Below are 20,981 nucleotides of genomic sequence, written 5' to 3' on the forward strand. Positions count from 1 at the left end.
TGCGCTCGCAAGGACAAATGGGGGTAGCGTCTTATACCTTCACCGCCGCTCGCTCGGCGCGGATTTCTTCCACGGGTACGGGGTCTTGCGCTTGTTCGGGCGGGTCGCGCAGGAGGTCGTGAGTAGCGGTGGCGGGCTTCACGGTGAGCGGTACTTTTTCGAGGGCTACGTCGCTGGTATCGAGGCCAAAGAGCTGCTGGTCGGAGATGGCGAAGCGGTTGACGAAGAAGTAGCCGTTCAGAATGAAGCGCTCCTTGAAGCTGAGCTGGTTATCGTAGCTAAGCACCTTTTCGAGCACCACGAAGCGGAAATCGCCGGGCATCTGGTAGCGGGCCAGCGAGTCGTAGCGCGAGGTAATGTCGATTTCACCCTCCTTGCCCATTTGCTCCAGCACGCGGCGAAACAGCAGGTTGAGGCGCGGCTGCACCCGGAAGCCCAGCTTGAAATTGATTTTGTAGGCCACGCCGGGTACCAGCTCTTCCACCGAGTAGCGGGTCGAGTACGGGTCAGTGAGGATGCTCATGTTGATGAACCAGTAGCGGTCGGCGCGCTTGGGCTGCTTGCGCAGGATGGAATACATGATTTCGTTTTCCAGCTCGCCGGGCTTTTTGCTGTGGGTGAGGTACACGAGGTTGCTGGCGTATTTGGTTACCGACTCATCCTTGCTCAATTCGAGGAGGGTAGGCCGAGTGCCAGCCACCGACACCAGGCTCAGCAGGCTGTTCTTGATTTCGCGGCCGCGGTAGCCCACGTACATCATGAGAATCAGGCCCCACTCGAAGACCAGGATGCCCAGCCGGTTGAGTAGTTTGGTGACGTTGGCGATGAGAAAGGACGATTCGACGGTGAAAAAGACCAGCATAATCAACGTCACGACCGGAATGGACCAGTGCTTGACGCCGCGTAGGTACTGCGACAGCAGAATGCTGGTCATGAGCATGGCCACCGTGATGCTGAAGCCGTAGGCCGCCGTCATGGCTTCCGAAGTTTTAAACCAGAGCTGCACGCACACGCAGCCGAACCACAGCAGCCAGTTAATGCTGGGCACGTAAATCTGGCCGCGCTGGTCGGTCGGGAACAGCACCCGCACCTTGGGCCAGAAGCGCAGGCTCACGGCCTCCGAAATGAGCGTGTAGGAGCCCGAGATGAGCGCCTGCGAAGCGATAATGGTGGCCATCGTGGCCAGGATGATGAGCGGCACGAGGGCCCACTGCGGCGCAATCATGAAAAACGGATTCTGGTTCGAGGCCAGCGTGTGGCCCAGGTGGCCCATCGTCCAGGCAGCCTGGCCCAGGTAGTTGAGCACTAGGGCAGTCTTGACGAAAACCCAGGACGTGCGGATATTTTTGCGCCCGCAGTGGCCCAGGTCGGAGTAGAGCGCCTCGGCCCCGGTGGTGCAGAGAAATACCGCGCCCAGCAGCCAGAAGCCTTTCGGATATTCGGTTAATAGCCGGATGGCGTATACCGGATTGAGCGCGGCCAGCACACCGGGATAGTGCAGAATCTGGGCCAGGCCCAGCGCCGCGATAGTCGAAAACCAGACCAGCATTATTGGCCCGAAAGCCGCGCCCACTATCTTGGTGCCGAACTGCTGAAACGCGAACAGCAGCGTGATAATGGCAATCACGACGATGACAATCGTCTCCGTGTTGAGGGCGGGGTAGAGAATTTTCAGGCCCTCAATGGCCGATGATACCGAGATGGGTGGCGTAATAATGCCATCGGCCAGCAGGGTGCCCGCCCCGATGATGGCCGGAAACAGCAGCCAGTGCCCGCGCTTTTTCACCAGCGAAAACAGCGAAAAAATGCCGCCCTCGCCGTGGTTGTCGGCCTCCAGCGTGAGCATGATGTACTTGATGGTGGTCTGGAGCGTGAGCGTCCAGAACACGGCCGACACGCCGCCGTACACCAGCAGCTCGCTCACCGGCCGGTCGCCGATGATGGTTTGGAACACGTAGAGCGGCGACGTGCCAATGTCGCCGAAAATGATGCCCAGCGTGACCAGCAACCCCGCCGCCGTGACGCGGCGCAGGTGAATGTTGTCTTCGGTAGGAAGGGTAGACATAGGGTAATGGGTGATGGGGAATAAGTAATGGGGTAGGCCGGTATGCTCAGGCCACGGGCAGTGTGAAGTAAAAAATACTGCCCTGGCCGGCGGTGCTCTCCACGCCCAGCTCGCCGCCCTGGCTGGCAATAAACTCGCGCGAGATGCTCAGGCCCAGGCCGGTGCCGTGGTCGTCGGCCGCGCCGGCGGGGGTAGGGGCGGGGCCTTGGGCGAAGCGCTCGAAAATGCGCTGCTGGTCGGCCGCCGCAATGCCGGGGCCGTGGTCCTGCACCTGCACGCGCACGGCCCGCAGGTCGGGGGTAGGGGCGGCGCTGAGCAGAATGTGCCCCTGCTCGGGCGAGTAGCGCACGGCGTTCACCAGCAGGTTGAGTAGCACCCAGGCGGTTTTTTCGTGGTCGGCGCGGATAGGCGGCAAGTCGGCAGGTAGCAGGGTGTCGAGGGTGAGGTGGCGTGCCCGCAGTTGCCCTTGCAGGGGCGTGGTGGCGGCCGCCACCAGGTCGGCCACGGCCAGCGGGCGCGAGTCGAGGGCAATGCCCTGGCCCACGTCGAGCTGCGCCACGGTCAGTAGTTCGCCCACCAGGCGCAGCAGGCGCTGGTTTTCCGCCTTTATGGTGGTGACAATCTCCTGCTGCTCCGCGTTGAGGCCACCCACGCGCGGGTCGTGCAAGAGCTTGAGGTTGAAGTTAATGCTTGAAAGCGGCGTTTTCAGCTCGTGCGCGGCCGTGGCCAGAAAGTCAGATTTAGTCTGGTCGAGCTGCCGAAAAGCCGACACGTTGCGCAGGGCCAGCACCGTGCCCACGGCCTCCATCTGGTCGCGCGCCTCATTGAAGGCCACCGCCTCATGCACGGCCAGCTGGTAGTGCGCCGGCGTGCCATCGGTCCCCACCACTGAAAAGGGCTGCGGACCGGCGGGCCGCTGGCCCACCGGCAGCAGCGCCGGAGCCAGCAGCTGCGCAAAAACCGGGTTGTCCTGGGCCAGCTCAGTGGCCGGGCGGCCCAGAATGCGGCCTTCGGGCAGGTCCAGCAGGGTGCAGGCGGCGGGGTTGGCCACGAGCAGCCGGCGGCTGGGGTCAAGCAGGAAAATCGGCTCGCCCAGGGTTTGCACGAGGCCACTGGTGCGGTTGCGCTCCGTCACGACATCGGCCAGGCTGTGGCTGCGAATGTCCTGCACGTGTACCAGCAGGCGGTTGAAGGCGGCTGTCACCTGGCCCACCTCATCGCTGCTCTCGATGGGCACGGTGGCCGCGAAGTCGGTGCGCGTGGCGTGGTCGAGGCTGGCGGCCAGCTTGCGCAGGCCGCCCACGGCCGCCTGTGGCACGCTGCCCACCAGCATCAGGCCCACCAGGGCGCTCAGCACACTGAACAGCAGCAGGTAGTTTTTGGCCTGGGCGGCGGCGTGCATTGCCTGGCCGTTTTTGCGGGCCAGGGCCGTCAGGTTGAGCCCCACCACGCGGTGCGTGAGCTGGCGCAGCCGCGCCTGGCTGGCGGCGGCATCCGGGCCGGGGTAGGCGCTCAGCACCTGGGTAAGGCTATCAACGAGGCGGCGCTCGCCGGGCTCAGTGATGTTGGCAGCCTCGCGGGCCAGCAGGCCGTGCAGGCGGCCCAGAGCCGGCGCGGCGGCCGGGACGGCCGCCAACTCATCCAGAGCCTGCAACATGCCCTGACCCAGCTGCACCGAGTAAAAGTTGTCCTGCAATACCGTCCGGTTGGCCCGGTCGAGCCGGCTCAGCGTGACGGAGGCGTAAAAGGAAATGCCCAGCAGCAACCCCAGCATAGCCAGGAAACCCAACGTTATTTTGGTGTGCAAACGCATAATGGCAACCGGTATGCGCCGCTGATGCGGTGCCGGTAAGCCAACAGTAGCGAATGAAGGGCCTTACAAGAAAAAGGAGGGGGTAGAGATTATTTTTATGCTGATAATCAGCTTGATAAATTTGTTATTATCGAATTTCGACGCAGGGCCTCACCTGCCTGGTGGGTCATTTTGACCCGGTGGCCAGGTCAAAATGGGGCACGAATACCAGGCCAAATCGCCGGTCATTGCGAGCCTGCGAAGCAATCGCACCCAGAATGAGTCGTGCGTAAAAGCTAGGCACCAGCATTTAGCAAAAACTTGATACCTCACCATTTTAAGAAAATGGGCCTTCCTAAATTTGCACCCGCAACTTCAGACGTAATATGACGGCTAAACTTCCCGACCTCTCTATTTCCCGGAAAGCGGAGATAGTTGCCCAGTTTAAGCAGGTGCTGGACAGTCATTTGACTGACTTCCTGGCCGGACGGGTCACTAAAATGTACGAACTCAAGGAGATTGCCGGAATCATCTGCCTGCATCCCATTCACTTAAGTAAGGTAATCAAGCTGGAAACGGGACATCATGCCTGCTACTTCTATCAGCAAAGAATCTTGCTCGAAGCCAAGAAGTTGCTGAATGATAGTAGTTTGCCTATCAATCAAATCGCGCACAAGCTGGATTATGACGTTTCAAACTTCACCAAGTTCTTTAAAAAGTTTGCGGGCCTGACACCCTCTTTATACCGGAAATCTATCGAGCGGCCCGCTACCTAAACAAGTAGTAGACATCTCCACTAACAAAAAAATAAAACTCGTTAACTGCAAGAAAATGAGCAACAAGATAATTACTATTGGCGCGGATACGACCAGCCCGCTAACCGCTCGCACCCCCGGTTACGGAACCATGCGGCTGACCGGAGAGGAGATATGGGGGGAGCCGCGCGACCGTGAGGGGGCCATTGCCCTCTTGCGAAGAGCCGTGGAGCTGGGAGTTAACTTTTTTGATACCGCCGATTTTTACGGGCCGGGGGTAACCAACAAACTGCTCGCGGAGGCTTTGCACCCTTATCCGGCCGACCTGATTATCGCAACCAAAGTGGGCGGAACACGGGGAGCGGACAAAAGCTGGCTGCCTTATGCGAAGCCTGAGGAACTACGGAAAAGTGTCGAAAACAACCTGCACGAGTTGAAACTGGAGCAACTGCCCCTGGTGCATTTTGGTATGGCCGTGAATAATCCGGGTGCCTATGAGGAATCATTCGCCACCATGCTAGCGTTGCAGCGCGAGGGTAAAATTCTGCACGTCGGCCTGACGAACGCGACTATTACGCAGTTTGACACCGCCCGCAAGCTGGGTAAAGTTGCCAGCGTCGAGAACCTGTACAGCTATACGCAGCGGCTTACTGACCCGAACAATCCTTTTGGAATGCAGGGTGGGGAACTGCTGCCCTTGTGCGAGAAACACCACATTCCCTTTATTCCATTTTTTTCCCTCCAAACGTCCTTGCCAACCGGGCAAAACAAGCTGCAGGAGATAGCCGCTGCCAAAGGGGTGACGGTCGCGCAGCTCAACCTGGCGTGGCTACTGCATCAGTCGGCGTGGATATTACCCATTCCCGGCACAACCTCCATCCGGCATCTGGAAGAAAACATAAAAGCCGCGGACATTTCGCTCTCAAAAGAGGAGTTGATGTTCTTGGGCTAACGTGCTGAAAAAAACAAGCTACGTCTCTACTCCCTACCCAGCCCAAATTCCTCAATCTTGCGATACAGCGTCTTCACGCCGATACCGAGCTGGCGGGCGGCCTCCATCTTGTTGCCGCCGGTTTCGCGCAGCACCTGCCCGATGTGGCGGCCCTCCACGGCGCGCAGGCTGCGGTCGGCAGGGTCAGGGGGGGTAGGGGCGGCGGGCAGGTGTTGAAACTCGGGCGGCAGGTCGTCCACGGTCAGGGGCTGGTTGTCAGCGGCCAGGATGGCGGCGCGCTCCAGCACGTTCTTTAGCTCGCGCACATTGCCCGGCCAGGGGTAGCGTGCCAAGCGGGCCAGCGCTTCGGGCTCGAAGCCGGGCAGACGCTTGCGCAGCTTGGCAGCAAAGAGGCGCAGGAAGTGCTCGGCCAGCGGAGCCACGTCGGCGGGCCGGGCGCTGAGCGGCGGCACGGCCAGCTCAAACACCGCGAGGCGATAGTATAAATCGGGCCGAAAGTGACCTTCGGCGGCTTCCTGGCGCAGGTTGCGGTTGGTAGCCGCAATGAGGCGCACGTTCACTTTAGTGGGCCGGGTATCCCCAACCTTAGTGAATTCCTGGGTTTCGAGCACCCGCAAAAACTTGGCCTGCACGGCCAGGTCCAGCTCCCCGATTTCATCCAGAAAGAGCGTGCCGCCGCTGGCTTCTTCCAATAAGCCTTTTTTATCCGAAAGCGCGCCCGTAAAAGCTCCTTTCCGGTAGCCAAACAGCTCCGACTCCAGCAAGTCTTTTGGAAAAGCGCTGCAATTGACGGCTACCAGCGGCCGCCCGCGCCGCCCGCTGGCCTGGTGAATGGCCTGGGCAAACAGCTCCTTGCCCGCGCCGGTCGGCCCTTCGAGCAGCACCGTGCTGTCGGTGAGGGCCACGCGCTCGGCCAGTGCTTTGGCTTTGCTCAGCGCGGCCGACTGCCCAATCATGGCCGCGAAAGTGTACGGCTGGCTCACCTGCTTCTCCAGTTCGGCCACGCGGCGGCGCAGCTGGGCTTTCTCCATTGCGCGGGCTACCACCACCACCAGCTGGTCGTCAGAATCGCCTTTCGTTAAGTAGTCAAACGCGCCCTGTTTCATGGCCTGCACCCCGTCGGGCACGGTGCCGTAGGCGGTGAGCAGGATGATTTCGGCCAGCGGCGCGGCGGCTTGGTAACGCGGCAGCAGGGCCACGCCGTGGCCGTCGGGCAGCTTCACATCGGAGAGAATGACCAGGATTTCGTCGGCGTGCTCGGCCAATAGTTGCAGGCCGCGCCGGGCATCGGGGGCTTGCAGCACGAGGTAGCCTTCCAGCTCCAGCACCCGCGTCAGTACCTGGCGCAGGCGGGTTTCGTCGTCAATCAGAAGCAGGGCAGGCGGGGTCATGGGGGGTAGGGCGGGAGCATGAACTTAGTAGCTCGCGTTCTCGCGCAGGTTGGGCGGATAAACTAACGGCGCGCGAACGCGAACTACAAAGTTCGCGCTACCGCAAGCCCAGCACCCGGTCGGCGTTGCCGTAGGCGAGCTTGGCAACGTCGGCGGGCGGCAGCTCCAGGCCCGCCAAAAACGCGTGGCCCGCCGCGTTGGGGGCGAAGGGGTAATCGACGGAAAACAGTATATTATCTAGGCCAAACGTCGCCAATGCGGCTTCCAGTGGCGGGCGCGTGAAGATGCCGCTGGTGGTAATATACACCTGGTCGCGCAGCGTCTGGCTGATGCTGCGCGGCAGCTTGGTCTGGCTGGGAGGCATCGTCTGGTCGGCGCGGGCCATCATCACGGGCAGCATTTCGCCCATGTGGCCAATAAGGAGCTTGAGGTGGGGGTAGCGTTCCAGCGTACCGCTCACGATGAGCCGTAGGATGTGAATGGCGGTTTCGGCGTGCCAGCCAAAGCCCGCCATGCCCAGATTCTGGCCTAAGCCATTGGGTAGATTTTCGTAATAAATGGCCCGCACCGGGGCGGGCGGCACCCCAGGATGCAGATAAAGCGGCACGTTCAGTTCCTGGGCCTGCGCCAGCAGCGGCGCAAACTGCGGGCTGTCGAGAAATTGATTTTGAACGGTACCGCTAATCAGCGCCCCCCGAAAGTGGTGTTCGCGCACGGTGCGCGTCAGCTCGCTGGCCGCCGCCTCGGGGTTGGTGGTGGGCAGGTGGGCAAAGCCAGCAAAACGGTCAGGATGCGGGGCAATGAGGCCGGCCAGCCGGTCGTTGTATTCGCGCGCGAAAGCCGGGCCTTCTTCCGGTGACAGCAGCTCGGCCCCCGGCCCCGAAATGGACAGCACCTGCATCGTGATGCCGGCCTCGTCCATCAGGCGCAGGCGCTCGGGGCCAACTTCGGCCAGCTTTTGCTGCTGTTGCTGCACGGGTGAGTTTGGGTCATCGTCGGCGGGCCAACCTGATTGCTGCCGGGCGGCCGGGCTGATGCGCTTAATCATGTCGGGTAGCGAAACATGTTCTTCGAGCGCTATAATGCGCTGGGGCAGGGGTAGGGAAGGCATAAAAAGCAGGGTAGAAAAGTGGAAAAGGAGTTGGCTACAAACGGCTAGCTTGCTGCCAGCGTTACGGGCTTTGCTCACTATACAAAGGAGAACTGCGGAACAAAAAGGAAAAATTTCCGTTTTGTAAAGAAAAATTTCCCATCTTTGCCGGGTCTTAGCCCAGTCGTATGGGTCTAGGCCACTTTTATTTATCCTATGCTTGCCACGCCAACCTACGTTTCCAGCCACCTGCCGGCGGCGCTGACCAGCCTGGCCGCCGTTGTCACCGATTCGTTCGCCCTCGTGATGGAGGCGCGCTCCGGCGTGCCCGCCAAATCGGCCTTCGCCGTGGCTAACTTATTGCTGCTGAGCACCGACGAGCTGGCCGACCTGCTGCACACCACCACCAAAACCCTGCGCACCTACCGCGACGCCAACAAGCGCCTCGCGCCCGCCGCCAGCGAGCAGGTGCTCAAGCTATTGGCCCTGGCCCGGCAGGGCGGCGAGGTATTTGGCGAGCCCACGGCGTTTCGGCGCTGGCTGGGTAAGCCCGCGTTTGGCCTCGACAACCAGCCGCCCCTCGCCCTGCTCCAAACCAGCGGCGGCATCGACCTGGTAGCCGAGGAAGTAAGCCGCATTGCTTACGGCGACTTTGCCTGATTTTTTTTAAGCACTTAGCTTTCGTTCAGGAAAAAAGCCCACAGCATACCAGCCAGATTCACTAGTGGAAATCTACCGCATTTGCCTGACCAAGTACGCGGGCGAGCTGGTGGCCTCCGGTAACTCGGGCCGCTGGAACGAGCGCGGGCAGTTCGTTATTTATGCCGCCGGCAGCCGGGCCCTGGCCTGCCTCGAAAACGTGGTGCACCGCAGCGGCGAAGGATTGAATAACCTATTCACGGTCATACGGATAGCCGTGCCGGATGAATTGTTGGTAGAAGAGTTAACCTTGGACCAGCTACCCCCTGATTGGCAGCCGACCAGCGCCTACGCCCGCTGCCAGCCGCTGGGGGCAGCCTGGTACCGTCGGCAGGCGGCGGCCGTGCTGCGGGTGCCTTCCTCCATCATCGCCCACGAGCACAACTACGTGCTCAACACCCGGCACCCCGACTTTAGCCAAATTCGCATCGCGGGCCGCGAGGATTTTGCCTTCGACCCCCGCATCAAGGCCCCGGAGCCAGGGTAGGGAGGTAGGGTGCCGGCAAACTTGCGCGCCGAAAAGGGGTTACCTTAGCAGTCCCAGGCTGCTTTTGCCGGGTCCCCCTACTCTTTATGGCTACCGCCCCCCTCGCCTACATTCCTACCGCCGAGCCGGTATCGCACCACGTGCGCGCCCGCCAGCTGCTCAAGGCGCACCCCGAAGTAAAGCGCCTGATGACCCGCAACTCCACCACGGCCCTCATCACGGCGGGCTGCGTGGCGGCCCAGGTGCTGCTTACCTACCTGCTGCGCGGGCAGGCCTGGTACTGGTCGCTGGCCGTGGCCTACCTGGTGGGCGCGTTCATCTGCCACACGCTGTTCGTCATCATTCACGAGGCTACCCACAACCTGGTTTTCAAGGGCCAGTGGGCCAATGCGGCGGTGGGCATCGGGGCCAACCTGCCGATGGTGCTGCCCACGGCCATGAGCTTCCGCAAGTACCACCTCAAGCACCACTCGGCGCTCGGCCACTTTGAGCACGATGCCGACCTGCCCGACCACTACGAGGCCAAGCTTATTCAGCACTATGCCATTGGCAAGGCCGTGTGGCTGTTTTTCTTCCCCATTTTTCAGCTGGTACGCACGTTTCGGTGCCGCAGCGTGGTGCCGTTCGATAAGTATATCGCCGCCAACTGGGCGGCCCAGATTGCCTTCAACCTAGGCATGTACCTGTGGCTGGGGCCGTCGGCATTTATCTACCTGTTTTTCAGCTTCTGGTTTTCGGTGAGCCTGCACCCGGTGGGCGCCCGCTGGATTCAGGAACACTACCTCATGCTCAGCCCCGAGCAGGAAACAACCTCCTACTACGGCCGCCTCAACGGCGTGCACCTCAACATCGGCTACCACAACGAGCACCACGACCTGCCCGGCGTGCCCTGGAACAAGCTGCCCGAACTGCGCAAGCTGGCCCCCGAGTTCTACGAGCCGCTGCTGCACCACACCAGCTACACCAAAGTGCTGCTCCGCTTTCTCTTCGACCAGGAAATCTCGCTCTACTCGCGCCTGGTGCGCGGCGAGCACGTAGCCAGCAAGCTGGCACCTATGGTACCCGTGGCCAAGTAGCCCGGCTACCCGTCATCCCTGGCTAATTGACTAGCAATCCCTACCCCCCCTACGCAGCCTGAAACGGCTGGTAGTGGGGGTTTTTTGCGTTGGCCGGTGCCTGCCGCCGCGCGCACTGGCCATCAATAGCCGGGGCCGAAGCCGGCTATTGGTTTACACAATCGTTAATGTGAGTAAGTAGGAGAGGAGAAATAATTTTTCCGGTGGCTATATGGTGTATGCCTCGAAGGGGGCATATTTACGCAAAAAGCGTCCGTTTTTTAATCTTTCCCTCCTCGTTCATGCTCACCACCCCGCGCCTTCGCGTACTTGCCGTTGGCTTCGGCAGCGCTCTACTGCTGGCCGCCTGCTCGTCCAATTCTACCACCAGCCAGGAAGCGGCTACCACTTCGGCCCCGGCCGAGGCGACTGCGACCAGCACTAGCGCTTCCGCCACCATGCCTACTTCCACTGCGTTTGGCAAAACTGCCGACTGTACTGAAATTCAGCTATTTACCCTCGCCAACGCCCACGGCCTCCAGGCCACTGTCAGCACCTATGGCGGCACGCTCACCAGCCTGCTCGTGCCCGACAAGGACGGCAAGCTGAGCGACGTTATCCTGGGTTTTGATAAAGCGGATGGCTACCTCAGCCCCGCGTTTAAGAAGGCGAACCCGTACTTCGGCGCGCTCATCGGGCGCTACGGCAACCGCATCGCCAAGGGCCAGTTTACCATTGATGGCAAGACCTACCACGTCGGCATTAATAATAATGGCAACTCGCTGCACGGCGGCAACGTGGGCTTCAACCAGAAGGTGTGGGCCGCCAAGCCCGGCACCTCGGCCGATGGCCAGACCCTGACGCTGACTTACCTCAGCAAGGATGGCGAGGAGGGCTACCCCGGCAACCTGCACGTGACGGTGGTCTATACCCTCACCGCCGACAACGCCCTCAAAATCGACTACACCGCCACCACTGACAAGGCCACGCCGGTCAACCTCACCAATCACTCCTACTTCAACCTGGCCCTGGGCCAGAGCAAGGACGTGCTGGCCCACATAATGACCATTCCGGCTGACCGCTACACGGTGGTCGATGCCAACCTGATTCCGACCGGCGAACTGCGGCCGGTGAAAGGCACGCCCTTCGATTTTACTACCCCCCACGCCATCGGCGAGCGCATCGCGCAGGTGCCCGGCGGCTACGACCATAACTGGGTGCTGAACCAGGCCACCGGCCAGCACAGCGCCGCCACCGTGTATGAGCCCACCACCGGCCGCACCCTGGAAGTAACCACCGACCAGCCCGGCGTGCAGTTCTACACCGGCAACTTCCTCGACGGCTCGTTGACCGGCGAAGGGGGGGTAGTGTATGGCAAGCACGCCGGCTTCTGCCTCGAAACCCAGCACTTCCCCGACTCGCCCAACCAGCCGAAGTTTCCGAACACTATTCTGAAGCCGGGCGAAACCTACCACACCACTACCAGCTACACGTTTGGAGTGCGGAAGTGAGGATTAATTATGAATTAGAAATTATGAATTATGAATTGAAAAGGGCCAATGGACACGGTTAGCCAAAATGCTGTTTTTCAATTTATAACCCATGATTTCCAATTTATTAGGACTTATGCAAATCGTTTGTCGTGGCGAGCGCTGCGAAGCCATGACAAACGATTTGCATAAGTCCAATTCATAATTTCTAATTCATAATTCAAAAAACACCATGCCAACTCAATCCGCCTCTCCGGCTTACGTCATTGGCCTCGACTACGGCACTGACTCGGTGCGAGCGCTGCTCGTGGATGCCCGCACCGGTGCCGAAGTGGCGCAGGCCGTGCACTACTACCCCCGCTGGAAGCAGGGCCAGTACTGTAACCCCGCTAAAAACCGCTTCCGCCAGCACCCCCTCGACTACCTCGAAGGCCTTGAAGCCACGGTGCGCGAAGTGGCGCTGAAAGTGCCCGTCGCCCAGATTCTGGGCCTCGCCATTGACACCACCGGCTCCACGCCCGGCCCCGTGAACGCGCAGGGCCAGCTGCTGGGTATGCTGCCCGAATTCGCGGAAAATCCCAACGCGCTGTTCGTGCTCTGGAAAGACCACACGGCCCTGGCCGAGGCCGCCGAAATCAACCACAAAGCCCGCACCTGGGGCAGCGAGGATTTTACGAAATATTCCGGTGGCATCTATTCCTCGGAGTGGTTTTGGGCCAAAATACTGCACGTGGTGCGCGAGGATGAGGCCGTGGCCCGCGCCGCCTATTCCTGGATGGAGCACTGCGACTGGCTGACGCTCACGCTCACCGGCCAGCCGCTGGCCGGGTTCAAGCGCAGCCGCTGCGCTGCCGGCCACAAGGCCTTGTGGCACGCCAGTTGGGGCGGCCTACCCCCCGAGGATTTCCTGACGCACCTCGACCCAAAGCTGGCCGGTTTACGCAATCGATTGTTTACGGAAACGTACACCGCCGACCAGGTAGCCGGGCATTTATCCGAAGAATGGGCCGCGCGCCTGGGCCTGACTACCAGCACGGTAATCGCCGTGGGCTCGTTCGATGCCCACGCGGGCGCGGTGGCCGGCGAAATCGAGTCGTACTCGATGGTGAAGGTGATGGGCACCAGCACCTGCGACATTGTAGTGGCCCCGACCGCCGAGGTGGGCGACCACCTGGTGGCCGGCATTTGCGGGCAGGTCGATGGCTCGGTGATTCCGGGCATGGTGGGGTTGGAGGCCGGGCAGTCGGCCTTTGGCGATTTGCTGGCCTGGTTCCGGCAGATGCTGGAGTGGCCTTTGCAGGCCGCTACGCTGGCCCACTCGCAGGTGCTGAGCGCCGAGCAGCTGGCCCTGTTTCACCAGGAGCTGAGCGACAACCTGCTGCGCCAGCTCACGCAGGCCGCCTCGGAAGTGGACCCCGCCGAGAGCAGCGTCATCGCCCTCGACTGGGTGAACGGCCGCCGCACGCCCGACGCCAACCAGGCCCTCAAAGGCGCGCTGCTGAACCTGACGATGGGCACCTCGGCCCCGCAGATTTTCCGGGCGCTGGTCGAGGCCATCTGCTACGGCTCGAAGCAGATTGTGGAGCGCTTCGAGCGCGAAGGCATCCCCATCCGGCAAGTGATTGGCATAGGGGGGGTAGCAAAAAAATCGGCCTTCGTGATGCAGACGCTGGCCGACGTGCTCGACCGGCCCATCAAAATTGCCGTGTCGGAGCAAGCGCCGGCGCTGGGCGCGGCCATGTACGCGGCCGTGGCGGCGGGCATTTACCCTGATGTGCTGGCCGCCCAAAAGGCAATGGGTAGCGGCTTTGCCGAAACCTATATCCCTACTCCCGCCCGCGTGGCCGACTACGCCGCCCGCTACCGGCAGTACCAGGCATTGGGGCAATTTGTGGAAAGCACCATCTCTCAAACTACTACCGAACGTCATGCTCATCTGATGTACGCTTGCCGAAGCATCTCGCGTGCAGCACTAACCCAATCGTTCAACGACGCGAGCGAGATGCTTCGGCAAGCGTACATCAGATGAGCATGACGTCCTTATTCGCTTAAAAATGAGTTCATACCAAGACTTAAAACAAGCCTGCTACGAGGCCAATATGCAATTACCGGCGTTGGGGCTGGTGCTCTTCACTTTTGGCAACGCGAGCGTGGTGGACCGCGCGCGGAGCGTGTTCGCCATCAAGCCCAGCGGCGTGCCCTACGCCGCGCTGAAGGCGGAGGACATCGTGATTGTCGATTTCGACAACACCGTGGTGGAGGGCACCAAACGCCCCAGCAGCGATACCAAAACGCACGCGCTGCTCTTCAAAGAGTGGCCCATGATTGGCGGTATCGTGCACACGCACAGCACTTACGCTACGGCCTGGGCGCAGGCGCAGCTCGATATTCCGATTTTGGGCACTACCCACGCCGACCACCTCACCGCCGACGTGCCCTGCGCCCCGCCCATGAGCGACGAGCTGATTGCCGGCGACTACGAGCACCAGACCGGCTGGCAAATCATCAATGAATTCAAAAAGCGCGGCCTCTCGCCCAGCGAGGTGGAGATGATACTCGTGGGCAACCACGCGCCCTTCACCTGGGGAAAAACCGTGGAGAAAGCCGTGTACCACAGCGCGGTGCTCGAAGAAGTGGCCCGCCTGGCCTACCTCAGCTGCACGCTGCGGCCGGGGGTAGCGCGGCTGAAAGAGGCGTTGATTAACAAGCACTACGAGCGCAAGCACGGCCCTACTTCCTACTACGGGCAGTAGGGGCGGGGCTTGCCCCCGCCCGCCGTTGAACGATGACGGCCAAGCAACACCCAAACTACCCATACGACGGGCGGGGACAAGCCCCGCCCCTACACCCTACTTTCCATGATTGACATTTCGCATTACGAAGCCTGGTTCATCACTGGTAGCCAGCACCTCTACGGCCCCGAAACGCTGGAGCAGGTGGCCCGGCACTCGCAGGAAATTGCTAAAGAGCTGGGCACCAAGTTGCCCATCAAAATCGTGTACAAGCCGGTGCTCACCGGTCCGGCCGAGATTTTCAAGCTGATGCAGGAGGCCAATACTACGCCGAACTGCGTGGGCCTGATTGCCTGGATGCACACTTTCTCGCCGGCCAAGATGTGGATTAACGGCCTGAAAATCCTGCAGAAGCCGCTGGCCCACCTGCACACGCAGTACAACCGCGACATTCCCTGGGATGCCATTGACATGGATTTCATGAACACCAACCAGTCGGCGCACGGCGACCGCGAGTTTGGGTTTATCGTGTCGCGGATGCGCCTGAGCCGCAAGGTGATAGTGGGCCACTGGCAGAGCGCCGACGTGCACGAGCGCCTTGGCATCTGGAGCCGCGTGGCCTGCGCCTGGGCCGACTGGCAGGGCGCGCATTTCGTGCGCTTCGGCGACAACATGCGCTACGTGGCCGTGACCGAGGGCGACAAAGTAGAGGCCGAAATCAAGTTTGGCTACGAGGTGAATACCTACGGCATCGGCGATTTAGTAGCCGAAGTAAACGCCGTGACCGACGCGCAGATTGCCGATTTGCTAGCTACCTACGAAAAGGAATACGAGCTGGCCGACGACCTCAAACAAGGCGGTGCCAGGCGCGAAAGCCTGCGCGACGCGGCCCGCATCGAGGCCGGCCTGCGCAAGTTCCTGACCGACCGCCACGCCAAAGGCTTCACCGACACCTTCGAAGATTTGCACGGCCTGAAACAGCTGCCCGGCATCGCCACCCAGCGCCTGATGGCCGATGGCTACGGCTTCGGCGGCGAGGGCGACTGGAAAACCGCCGCCCTGGTGCGCGCCATGAAGGTGATGGGCACGGGCCTGCCTGGCGGCAACTCGTTTATGGAGGACTACACCTACCACTTCGCGCCCGGTAACGAGCAGGTATTGGGCTCGCACATGCTCGAAATCTGCCCCAGCATTGCCGCGGGCAAGGTGCGCGCCGAGGTGCATCCGCTGGGCATCGGTGGGAAGGAAGACCCGGTGCGCCTGGTCTTCAACTGCCCGGCCGGCGAGGGCCTGAACGCTACCATCGTGGACCTGGGCAACCGTTTTCGGCTGATTGTCAACGAGGTAGTGGCCGTGGCCCCCGAGCACGAGCTGCCCCACCTGCCCGTCGCTCGCATCCTCTGGCAAGTGAAGCCTGACCTGAAAACCGGCGTGGCCGCCTGGATTCTGGCCGGCGGCGCGCACCACACCGGCTTCAGCCAGAACCTGACCAGCGAATACCTGGAAGACTTCGCCGAGATGGCGGGCATCGAGTTTTTGCTTATTGATGCCGATACCAAGCTGCGGACCTTCAAGAACGAGTTGCGGTTCAATGAGGTGGCTTTTCGGGGGTAGGGTCGTTGGCGCGGGTGGACAATGGCCCCAAGCTTATTAGCCACCTGTTGCAGACCTGGTGCCAGAGCCAGGGGATAGAGGTGCGGTGCATTCAACCCGATTACCTCCAGAAAGTGGGGGTAGTACTCAGCGACCACGACGCCGAAGCCCTTACCAGCCACGTGCTGGAAACAACGGCGGAGTAACCCCGCCAGAACGCAGCAGCCTTAAAGCCCTACCCCCTATGTTGCCACCTAAGCCCTTCCTGCTCATCCTCAGCCTGGCCGCCGCGCTGCCCGCCGCCGCCCAAAAACTTGATTATCCCATTCAGGCAGTGCCGTTTACGTGGGTGAAGCTCACAGACAGCTTCTGGCTGCCGCGCCTCAAAACGAATACGGACGTGACCATTCCGGCCTCGTTTGCGCGCTGCGAAAGCACCAACCGGGTGAAGAACTTTGAGATGGCGGCGGCTCACAAGGGCAAGTTTGCCACCGCCTTTCCTTTTGATGACACCGACATCTACAAGACCATCGAGGGCGCGTCATATTCGCTCAGCGTGTACCCGGATGCCAAGCTGTCGGCTTATATTGATGAATTGATTGCCAAGGTCGGCGCGGCGCAGGAGCCCGACGGCTACCTCTACACCGCCCGCACCATTGACCCTGCCCACCCGCACCCGTGGTCGGGCCCCACGCGCTGGAGCCAGGAGCGCGATGCCAGCCACGAGCTATATGATGCCGGCCACCTCTACGAGGCCGCCGTGGCGCACTACCAGGCCACGGGCAAGAAAACCCTGCTGAATATCGCCCTCAAAAACGCCGATTTAGTGTGCGCGGTGTTCGGTCCCGGCAAGTTGCGCGTGGCCCCCGGCCACGAAATCGTGGAGATGGGCCTGGTGAAGCTCTACCGCGTCACGGGCAAGCCCGAATACCTGCGCACGGCCAAGTTCTTTCTCGATGCCCGCGGCCACTACCCCGGCTACGACCCCAAGAGCCCCGACACCTGGAAAAATGGCTCGTACTGGCAGGACGACAAGCCCGTGATTGACCAAACCGAGGCCGAAGGCCACGCTGTGCGCGCCGAATATCTCTATTCGGCAATGGCCGACGTGGCCGCCCTCACCAGCGATAAGCCGCTGCTGGCGGCCGTGGATACCATCTGGAACAATCTGGTAGCCAAGAAGATGTACGTGACGGGCGGCACCGGCGCGGTGCCCGGCGGCGAGCGCTTCGGGGCCAACTACGAGCTGCCCAACGCCACGGCCTACAACGAAACCTGCGCTTCGGTAGCCGACGTGTTCTGGAACGAGCGCATGTTTCAGCTGCACGGCGACGCCAAGTATATTGATATCATGGAGAAGGTGCTCTATAACGGCCTGATTTCGGGGGTAGGGCTCGATGGCAAGTCGTTTTTCTACTCCAACGCCATGCAGATAAAGAGCAGCGCCGGTTTCCCTAAAACCGAGCCGGCGCGGGCGGGCTGGTTTGAGTGCTCGTGCTGCCCCACCAACCTGGCCCGCCTCATGCCCGCGCTGCCCGGCTACGTGTATGCCGAGCGGGGTAGGGCTCTGTACGCCAATCTGTTCGTAAGCGGCCAGGCCAACCTCACGGTGAACAAGCAATCGGTGCAGCTTACCCAGGAGAATAATTACCCCTGGGACGGCGACCTGAAATTCACCGTGGACCCGGCTAAGGCAACCGCCGATTTTGACCTGCTGGTGCGTATTCCCGGCTGGGCTCGCAACGAGGCCATGCCCTCGAATCTGTACACCTTCGAGCAGCCTTCGGCCGAGCGCGCTACTATCAGGGTAAATGGTAAAGCCGTTGATTATCAGCGGCAAAATGGCTATGCCGTGCTTAGCCGTAAGTGGCACAAGCGTGATGTGGTGGAAGTCCGCCTACCCCTGGCCGTGCGCCGCGTGCGGGCCAACCCGCTCGTGAAGGACGACCTGGGCAAGGTGGCCTTGCAGCGCGGCCCGGTAATGTATTGCGCCGAGTGGGCCGATAATAATGGCAAAACGAGCAACATCGTGGTGCCGGCCGGCACCCAGTTCGCGGCCAGCTACCAGCCGCAGCTGCTGCACGGCATCACGACCCTCACGGCCACCGTGCCGGTGGTGGTGCTCGATGGCAGCGGCACGAGCGTAAGCACCACGCCGCGCACGCTGGTGGCCATTCCGTACTACGCCTGGGCCAACCGTGGCCAGGGCGAAATGACGGTCTGGTTTCCCGAAAAGCTCACCAACCTCGACCTGCTCAGCCAGCCCGCCACGGCCGAGGTGACGGAGCCGAAGTAGGGGGGTAGGGCCTGGCAGCCTACCCCGCCAGCTGCGCTGCCCGCACCGGCACGGGGTTCGGCAGCGAGGCCAGCACCCCGATGCCCGCCGCCACGATGGCCACCAGCCCGAACGCCACCCGCAGCGTAAAAAGCTGCGCCAGGAAGCCAATCAGCGGCGGCCCAATCAGAAAGCCCAAAAAGCCGATGGTGGACACCAGCGCCAGCGCCACACCCGGCGACACCGACGTGGCCCGCCCCGCCGCGCTGTACGAGAGCGGCACTACCGACGCGATGCCGAAGCCAATGAGCAGGAAGCCCGCCACCGCCGGCACCAGGTGGGGTAGGGCCACGGCCAGCGCCAGGCCGCTGACAATGAGCGCACTGCTGGCTTGCAGCATCCGCACCGCGCCGAAGCGATGGGTGAAATAATCGGAAATGAAGCGGCCCAGCGCCATCGTGCTCATGCAAGCCACGTAGCCGGCCGTCACGAGCGCCGCGTCGGGCCGCACCACTTTCTGAAAATACACCCCCGCCCAGTCAAACATCGCCCCCTCGCTCATCATGCCGCAGAAGGCAATCAGGCCGATGCGCAGCAGGTAGGGGTCGGGCCGGCGCAGACTTAGGCCGGAAGTCGGGCCGCCCACGTCCTCGCGCAGCGTGCCGCCGTAGGCGGCCGCCGCGATGCCCAGGCACAAGCCCAGCACCAGCAAAAAATGGTGCAGCGGCGGCTGGTGCCGGCCAATGAGCAGCGTGCCCAGCGCCCCGCCCAGAAACCCCGCCAGGCTCCAGAGCCCGTGAAAGGAAGCCATGATGGGCTTGCCGTAAAACTGCTGCACGCCAATGGCTTGCGTGTTGATGGCGATGTTGAGCAGGTTGCCCGCCAGCCCAAACAGCGCCAGCGCCGGGGCCAGCGTCCAGAAGCTGCCCGCCCAGCCCAGCAGCGGCAAAAAGCAGGCGTAGAGCACCGAGGCCAGCAGGACCGTGCGCCGGCTGCCCCAGGTCGAAACCAGCCAGCCCGCCAGCGGCAGCGACACCAGCGAACCCGCCGGAATAGCCAGCAGCAGCTGCCCCAGCTGCCCGGAGTTCAGGCCCAGCTTGGCGCTGATGTCGGGGATGCGCGAGGCCCAGCTGGCGAAGCACAGGCCGGGCAGAAAAAAAAAGGCGCTCACCGCTACCCGGTTCCGCGTAATTGCCGTCATAAAATAGTATTGGAATCGCTATAAATAAAAAAAGAACGTCATGCTGAGCTTGTCGAAGCATCTCTACCGCGTAACTAATTCCTGACGTTAGGAGTTACTTACGCGATAGAGATGCTTCGACAAACTCAGCATGACGTTCTGTTAATCAACGGCTTAAAGTCTATGCCGGCTGCTTGGCCGCGCCTGCGGCGGCTTGGCGCTTTTTCTCCACCGAGTCCAGCAGCTTGCCGAAGGGCTCGATAAATTTCTGCACGCCTTCTTTTTCGAGCTGCTCCGTCTGGGCATCTAAGTTAATGCCAACTTTGGGCAGGTCAGCCAGCACCTTTTTGGCCTGGTCGAGGCCCTGCTCCAGGGTGTCGGCGGGCTTGCCGCGCTCCTTGAAAATGGCCATTGTCTCCACCGGCACCGTGTCCACGGTTTTGGGGCCGATAAGCCCTTCCACGTACATCAGGTCGTCGTATTTAGGGTTTTTATTGCCCGTGCTGGCCCACAGCAGGCGCTGGGTGTGCGCACCTTTGTCGGCCAAAGCCTGCCAGCGCGGCCCGGCAAAAATATCCTTATACATCTGGTACGCCACCTTGGCGCTGGCAATGGCCACTTTGCCAATCAGCGGCTCGGCCAGTTGGGCTTTATCGCCGCCTGCGGCCACGATTTTATCCAGCTGCGGGTCAATCAGCACGTCGATGCGGCTCAGAAAGAAGCTGGCCACCGAATCAATGCGGGCCAGCGGCTGGCCGGCTTTCACCCGGTCTTCGAGACCCGAGATAAAGGCTTCCGTTACCGCTTTATAGCGGCCCAGCCCAAAAATCAGCGTCACGTTGATGTTGATGCCTTCCGAAATCAGGGTGCGGATGGCGGGCAGGCCCTCCAGCGTAGCGGGCACTTTTATCATCACGTTGGGCCGGCCCACGGCTTTCCAGAGCTGCCGGGCCTCGGCGATGGTGCCCTGGGTGTCATTAGCCAGCCGGGGCGATACTTCCAGGCTCACGTAGCCGTCGCTGGAGTTGTCGTGGCTGTCGTAGAGCGGCCGAAACAGGTCGCAGGCGGCCTGCACGTCGGCTACGGCCAGGCCCACGTAGATTTCCTCCGCCGATTTGCCCTGCCGGGCCTGCTCCTTAATAGTGTCGTCGTAGTCGGCCGAGCCGCCAATGGCTTTCTCAAAAATGGAGGGGTTCGAGGTCACGCCGCGCAGGGCGTCCTCGTCAATGCGCTTTTTCAGCTCGCCATTCTGCAAAACCTGGCGGCTGATAAAGTCGAGCCACAGGCTCTGGTCAAAGCGGCGAATGTCAACTAACGGATTCATGGTTGGGGGAGCTTGGGTGAAACGAAGGGGGTAGGCGCGGCCCTGGTTGGCGGGCCGGCCGCATAGCTACTACGTACGTTCCAACAGTTTGGGCGGGGGTA

General features: G+C 61.5%; 15 protein-coding genes and 2 pseudogenes. 11 read left to right on the forward strand and 6 right to left on the reverse strand.

Features of this window, described 5'->3' with window-relative positions:
• Window positions 1–133 precede the first annotated feature (133 nt).
• A pseudogene (locus A0257_02860) lies at window positions 134–2,065 on the reverse strand (potassium transporter Kup).
• Window positions 2,066–2,111: 46 nt separating this feature from the next.
• Window positions 2,112–3,872: a hypothetical protein gene (locus A0257_02865; GenBank protein ID AMR26133.1), complete on the reverse strand. Its 1,761-nt coding sequence runs from the start codon at window positions 3,870–3,872 to the stop codon at window positions 2,112–2,114.
• Window positions 3,873–4,243: 371 nt separating this feature from the next.
• Here A0257_02865 and A0257_02870 point away from each other — a divergent pair, with 371 nt between their 5' ends.
• Together A0257_02870 and A0257_02875 are read left to right on the forward strand one after the other, a co-directional pair.
• Entirely contained in the window at window positions 4,244–4,633 is a 390-nt protein-coding gene (locus A0257_02870) for a DNA-binding protein (protein AMR26134.1), read from the forward strand.
• 55 nt (window positions 4,634–4,688) lie between these two features.
• Entirely contained in the window at window positions 4,689–5,564 is an 876-nt protein-coding gene (locus A0257_02875) for an aldo/keto reductase (protein ID AMR26135.1), read from the forward strand.
• Window positions 5,565–5,590: 26 nt separating this feature from the next.
• Here A0257_02875 and A0257_02880 read toward each other — a convergent pair whose 3' ends face one another.
• On the reverse strand, window positions 5,591–6,955 hold the full coding sequence (locus A0257_02880) for a sigma-54-dependent Fis family transcriptional regulator (protein AMR26136.1): 1,365 nt from the start codon (window positions 6,953–6,955) through the stop codon (window positions 5,591–5,593).
• Window positions 6,956–7,052: 97 nt separating this feature from the next.
• Window positions 7,053–8,066 carry an amidohydrolase gene (locus A0257_02885; protein AMR26137.1) on the reverse strand — a complete coding sequence of 338 codons (1,014 nt, stop codon included), beginning with the start codon at window positions 8,064–8,066 and terminating at the stop codon, window positions 7,053–7,055.
• A 285-nt stretch (window positions 8,067–8,351) separates the two neighbouring features.
• Between A0257_02885 and A0257_02890 the strand changes: the two genes are divergently transcribed.
• From A0257_02890 to A0257_02930, 9 genes and pseudogenes are all read left to right on the forward strand, one after another.
• Window positions 8,352–8,705: a hypothetical protein gene (locus tag A0257_02890; GenBank protein ID AMR29605.1), complete on the forward strand. Its 354-nt coding sequence runs from the start codon at window positions 8,352–8,354 to the stop codon at window positions 8,703–8,705.
• Between the two features lie 64 nt (window positions 8,706–8,769).
• Window positions 8,770–9,231, forward strand: coding sequence for a hypothetical protein (locus A0257_02895; GenBank protein ID AMR26138.1), 462 nt, complete (start codon window positions 8,770–8,772; stop codon window positions 9,229–9,231).
• A gap of 86 nt (window positions 9,232–9,317) precedes the next feature.
• A complete protein-coding gene (locus A0257_02900) occupies window positions 9,318–10,307 on the forward strand; it encodes a fatty acid desaturase (GenBank protein ID AMR26139.1) in 990 nt (329 codons plus the stop codon).
• 281 nt (window positions 10,308–10,588) lie between these two features.
• The gene (locus A0257_02905; protein AMR26140.1) at window positions 10,589–11,797 is read left to right on the forward strand and encodes a galactose mutarotase; all 1,209 of its coding nucleotides are present in this window, start codon (window positions 10,589–10,591) and stop codon (window positions 11,795–11,797) included.
• Window positions 11,798–12,008: 211 nt separating this feature from the next.
• Window positions 12,009–13,679: pseudogene (locus A0257_02910) on the forward strand (ribulokinase).
• 151 nt (window positions 13,680–13,830) lie between these two features.
• On the forward strand, window positions 13,831–14,529 hold the full coding sequence (araD, locus tag A0257_02915) for a ribulose phosphate epimerase (protein ID AMR26141.1): 699 nt from the start codon (window positions 13,831–13,833) through the stop codon (window positions 14,527–14,529).
• A 105-nt stretch (window positions 14,530–14,634) separates the two neighbouring features.
• Window positions 14,635–16,122, forward strand: a complete 1,488-nt coding sequence (locus tag A0257_02920; GenBank protein AMR26142.1) for an L-arabinose isomerase — start codon at window positions 14,635–14,637, stop codon at window positions 16,120–16,122.
• A gap of 5 nt (window positions 16,123–16,127) precedes the next feature.
• Window positions 16,128–16,307: a hypothetical protein gene (locus A0257_02925; protein AMR26143.1), complete on the forward strand. Its 180-nt coding sequence runs from the start codon at window positions 16,128–16,130 to the stop codon at window positions 16,305–16,307.
• Window positions 16,308–16,345: 38 nt separating this feature from the next.
• The gene (locus A0257_02930; GenBank protein AMR26144.1) at window positions 16,346–18,397 is read left to right on the forward strand and encodes a six-hairpin glycosidase; all 2,052 of its coding nucleotides are present in this window, start codon (window positions 16,346–16,348) and stop codon (window positions 18,395–18,397) included.
• Between the two features lie 19 nt (window positions 18,398–18,416).
• Here the strand turns inward: A0257_02930 and A0257_02935 are convergent, their stop codons facing one another.
• Together A0257_02935 and A0257_02940 are read right to left on the reverse strand one after the other, a co-directional pair.
• Complete coding sequence (locus A0257_02935; GenBank protein AMR26145.1) at window positions 18,417–19,577, reverse strand: MFS transporter; 1,161 nt, start codon at window positions 19,575–19,577, stop codon at window positions 18,417–18,419.
• A 160-nt stretch (window positions 19,578–19,737) separates the two neighbouring features.
• Complete coding sequence (locus tag A0257_02940; GenBank protein ID AMR26146.1) at window positions 19,738–20,880, reverse strand: transaldolase; 1,143 nt, start codon at window positions 20,878–20,880, stop codon at window positions 19,738–19,740.
• Between the last annotated feature and the right edge of the window lie 101 nt (window positions 20,881–20,981).

Origin of the sequence: Hymenobacter psoromatis, from assembly GCA_001596155.1 — a bacterium.
In the GTDB taxonomy this organism is placed as follows: Bacteria; Bacteroidota; Bacteroidia; order Cytophagales; family Hymenobacteraceae; genus Hymenobacter.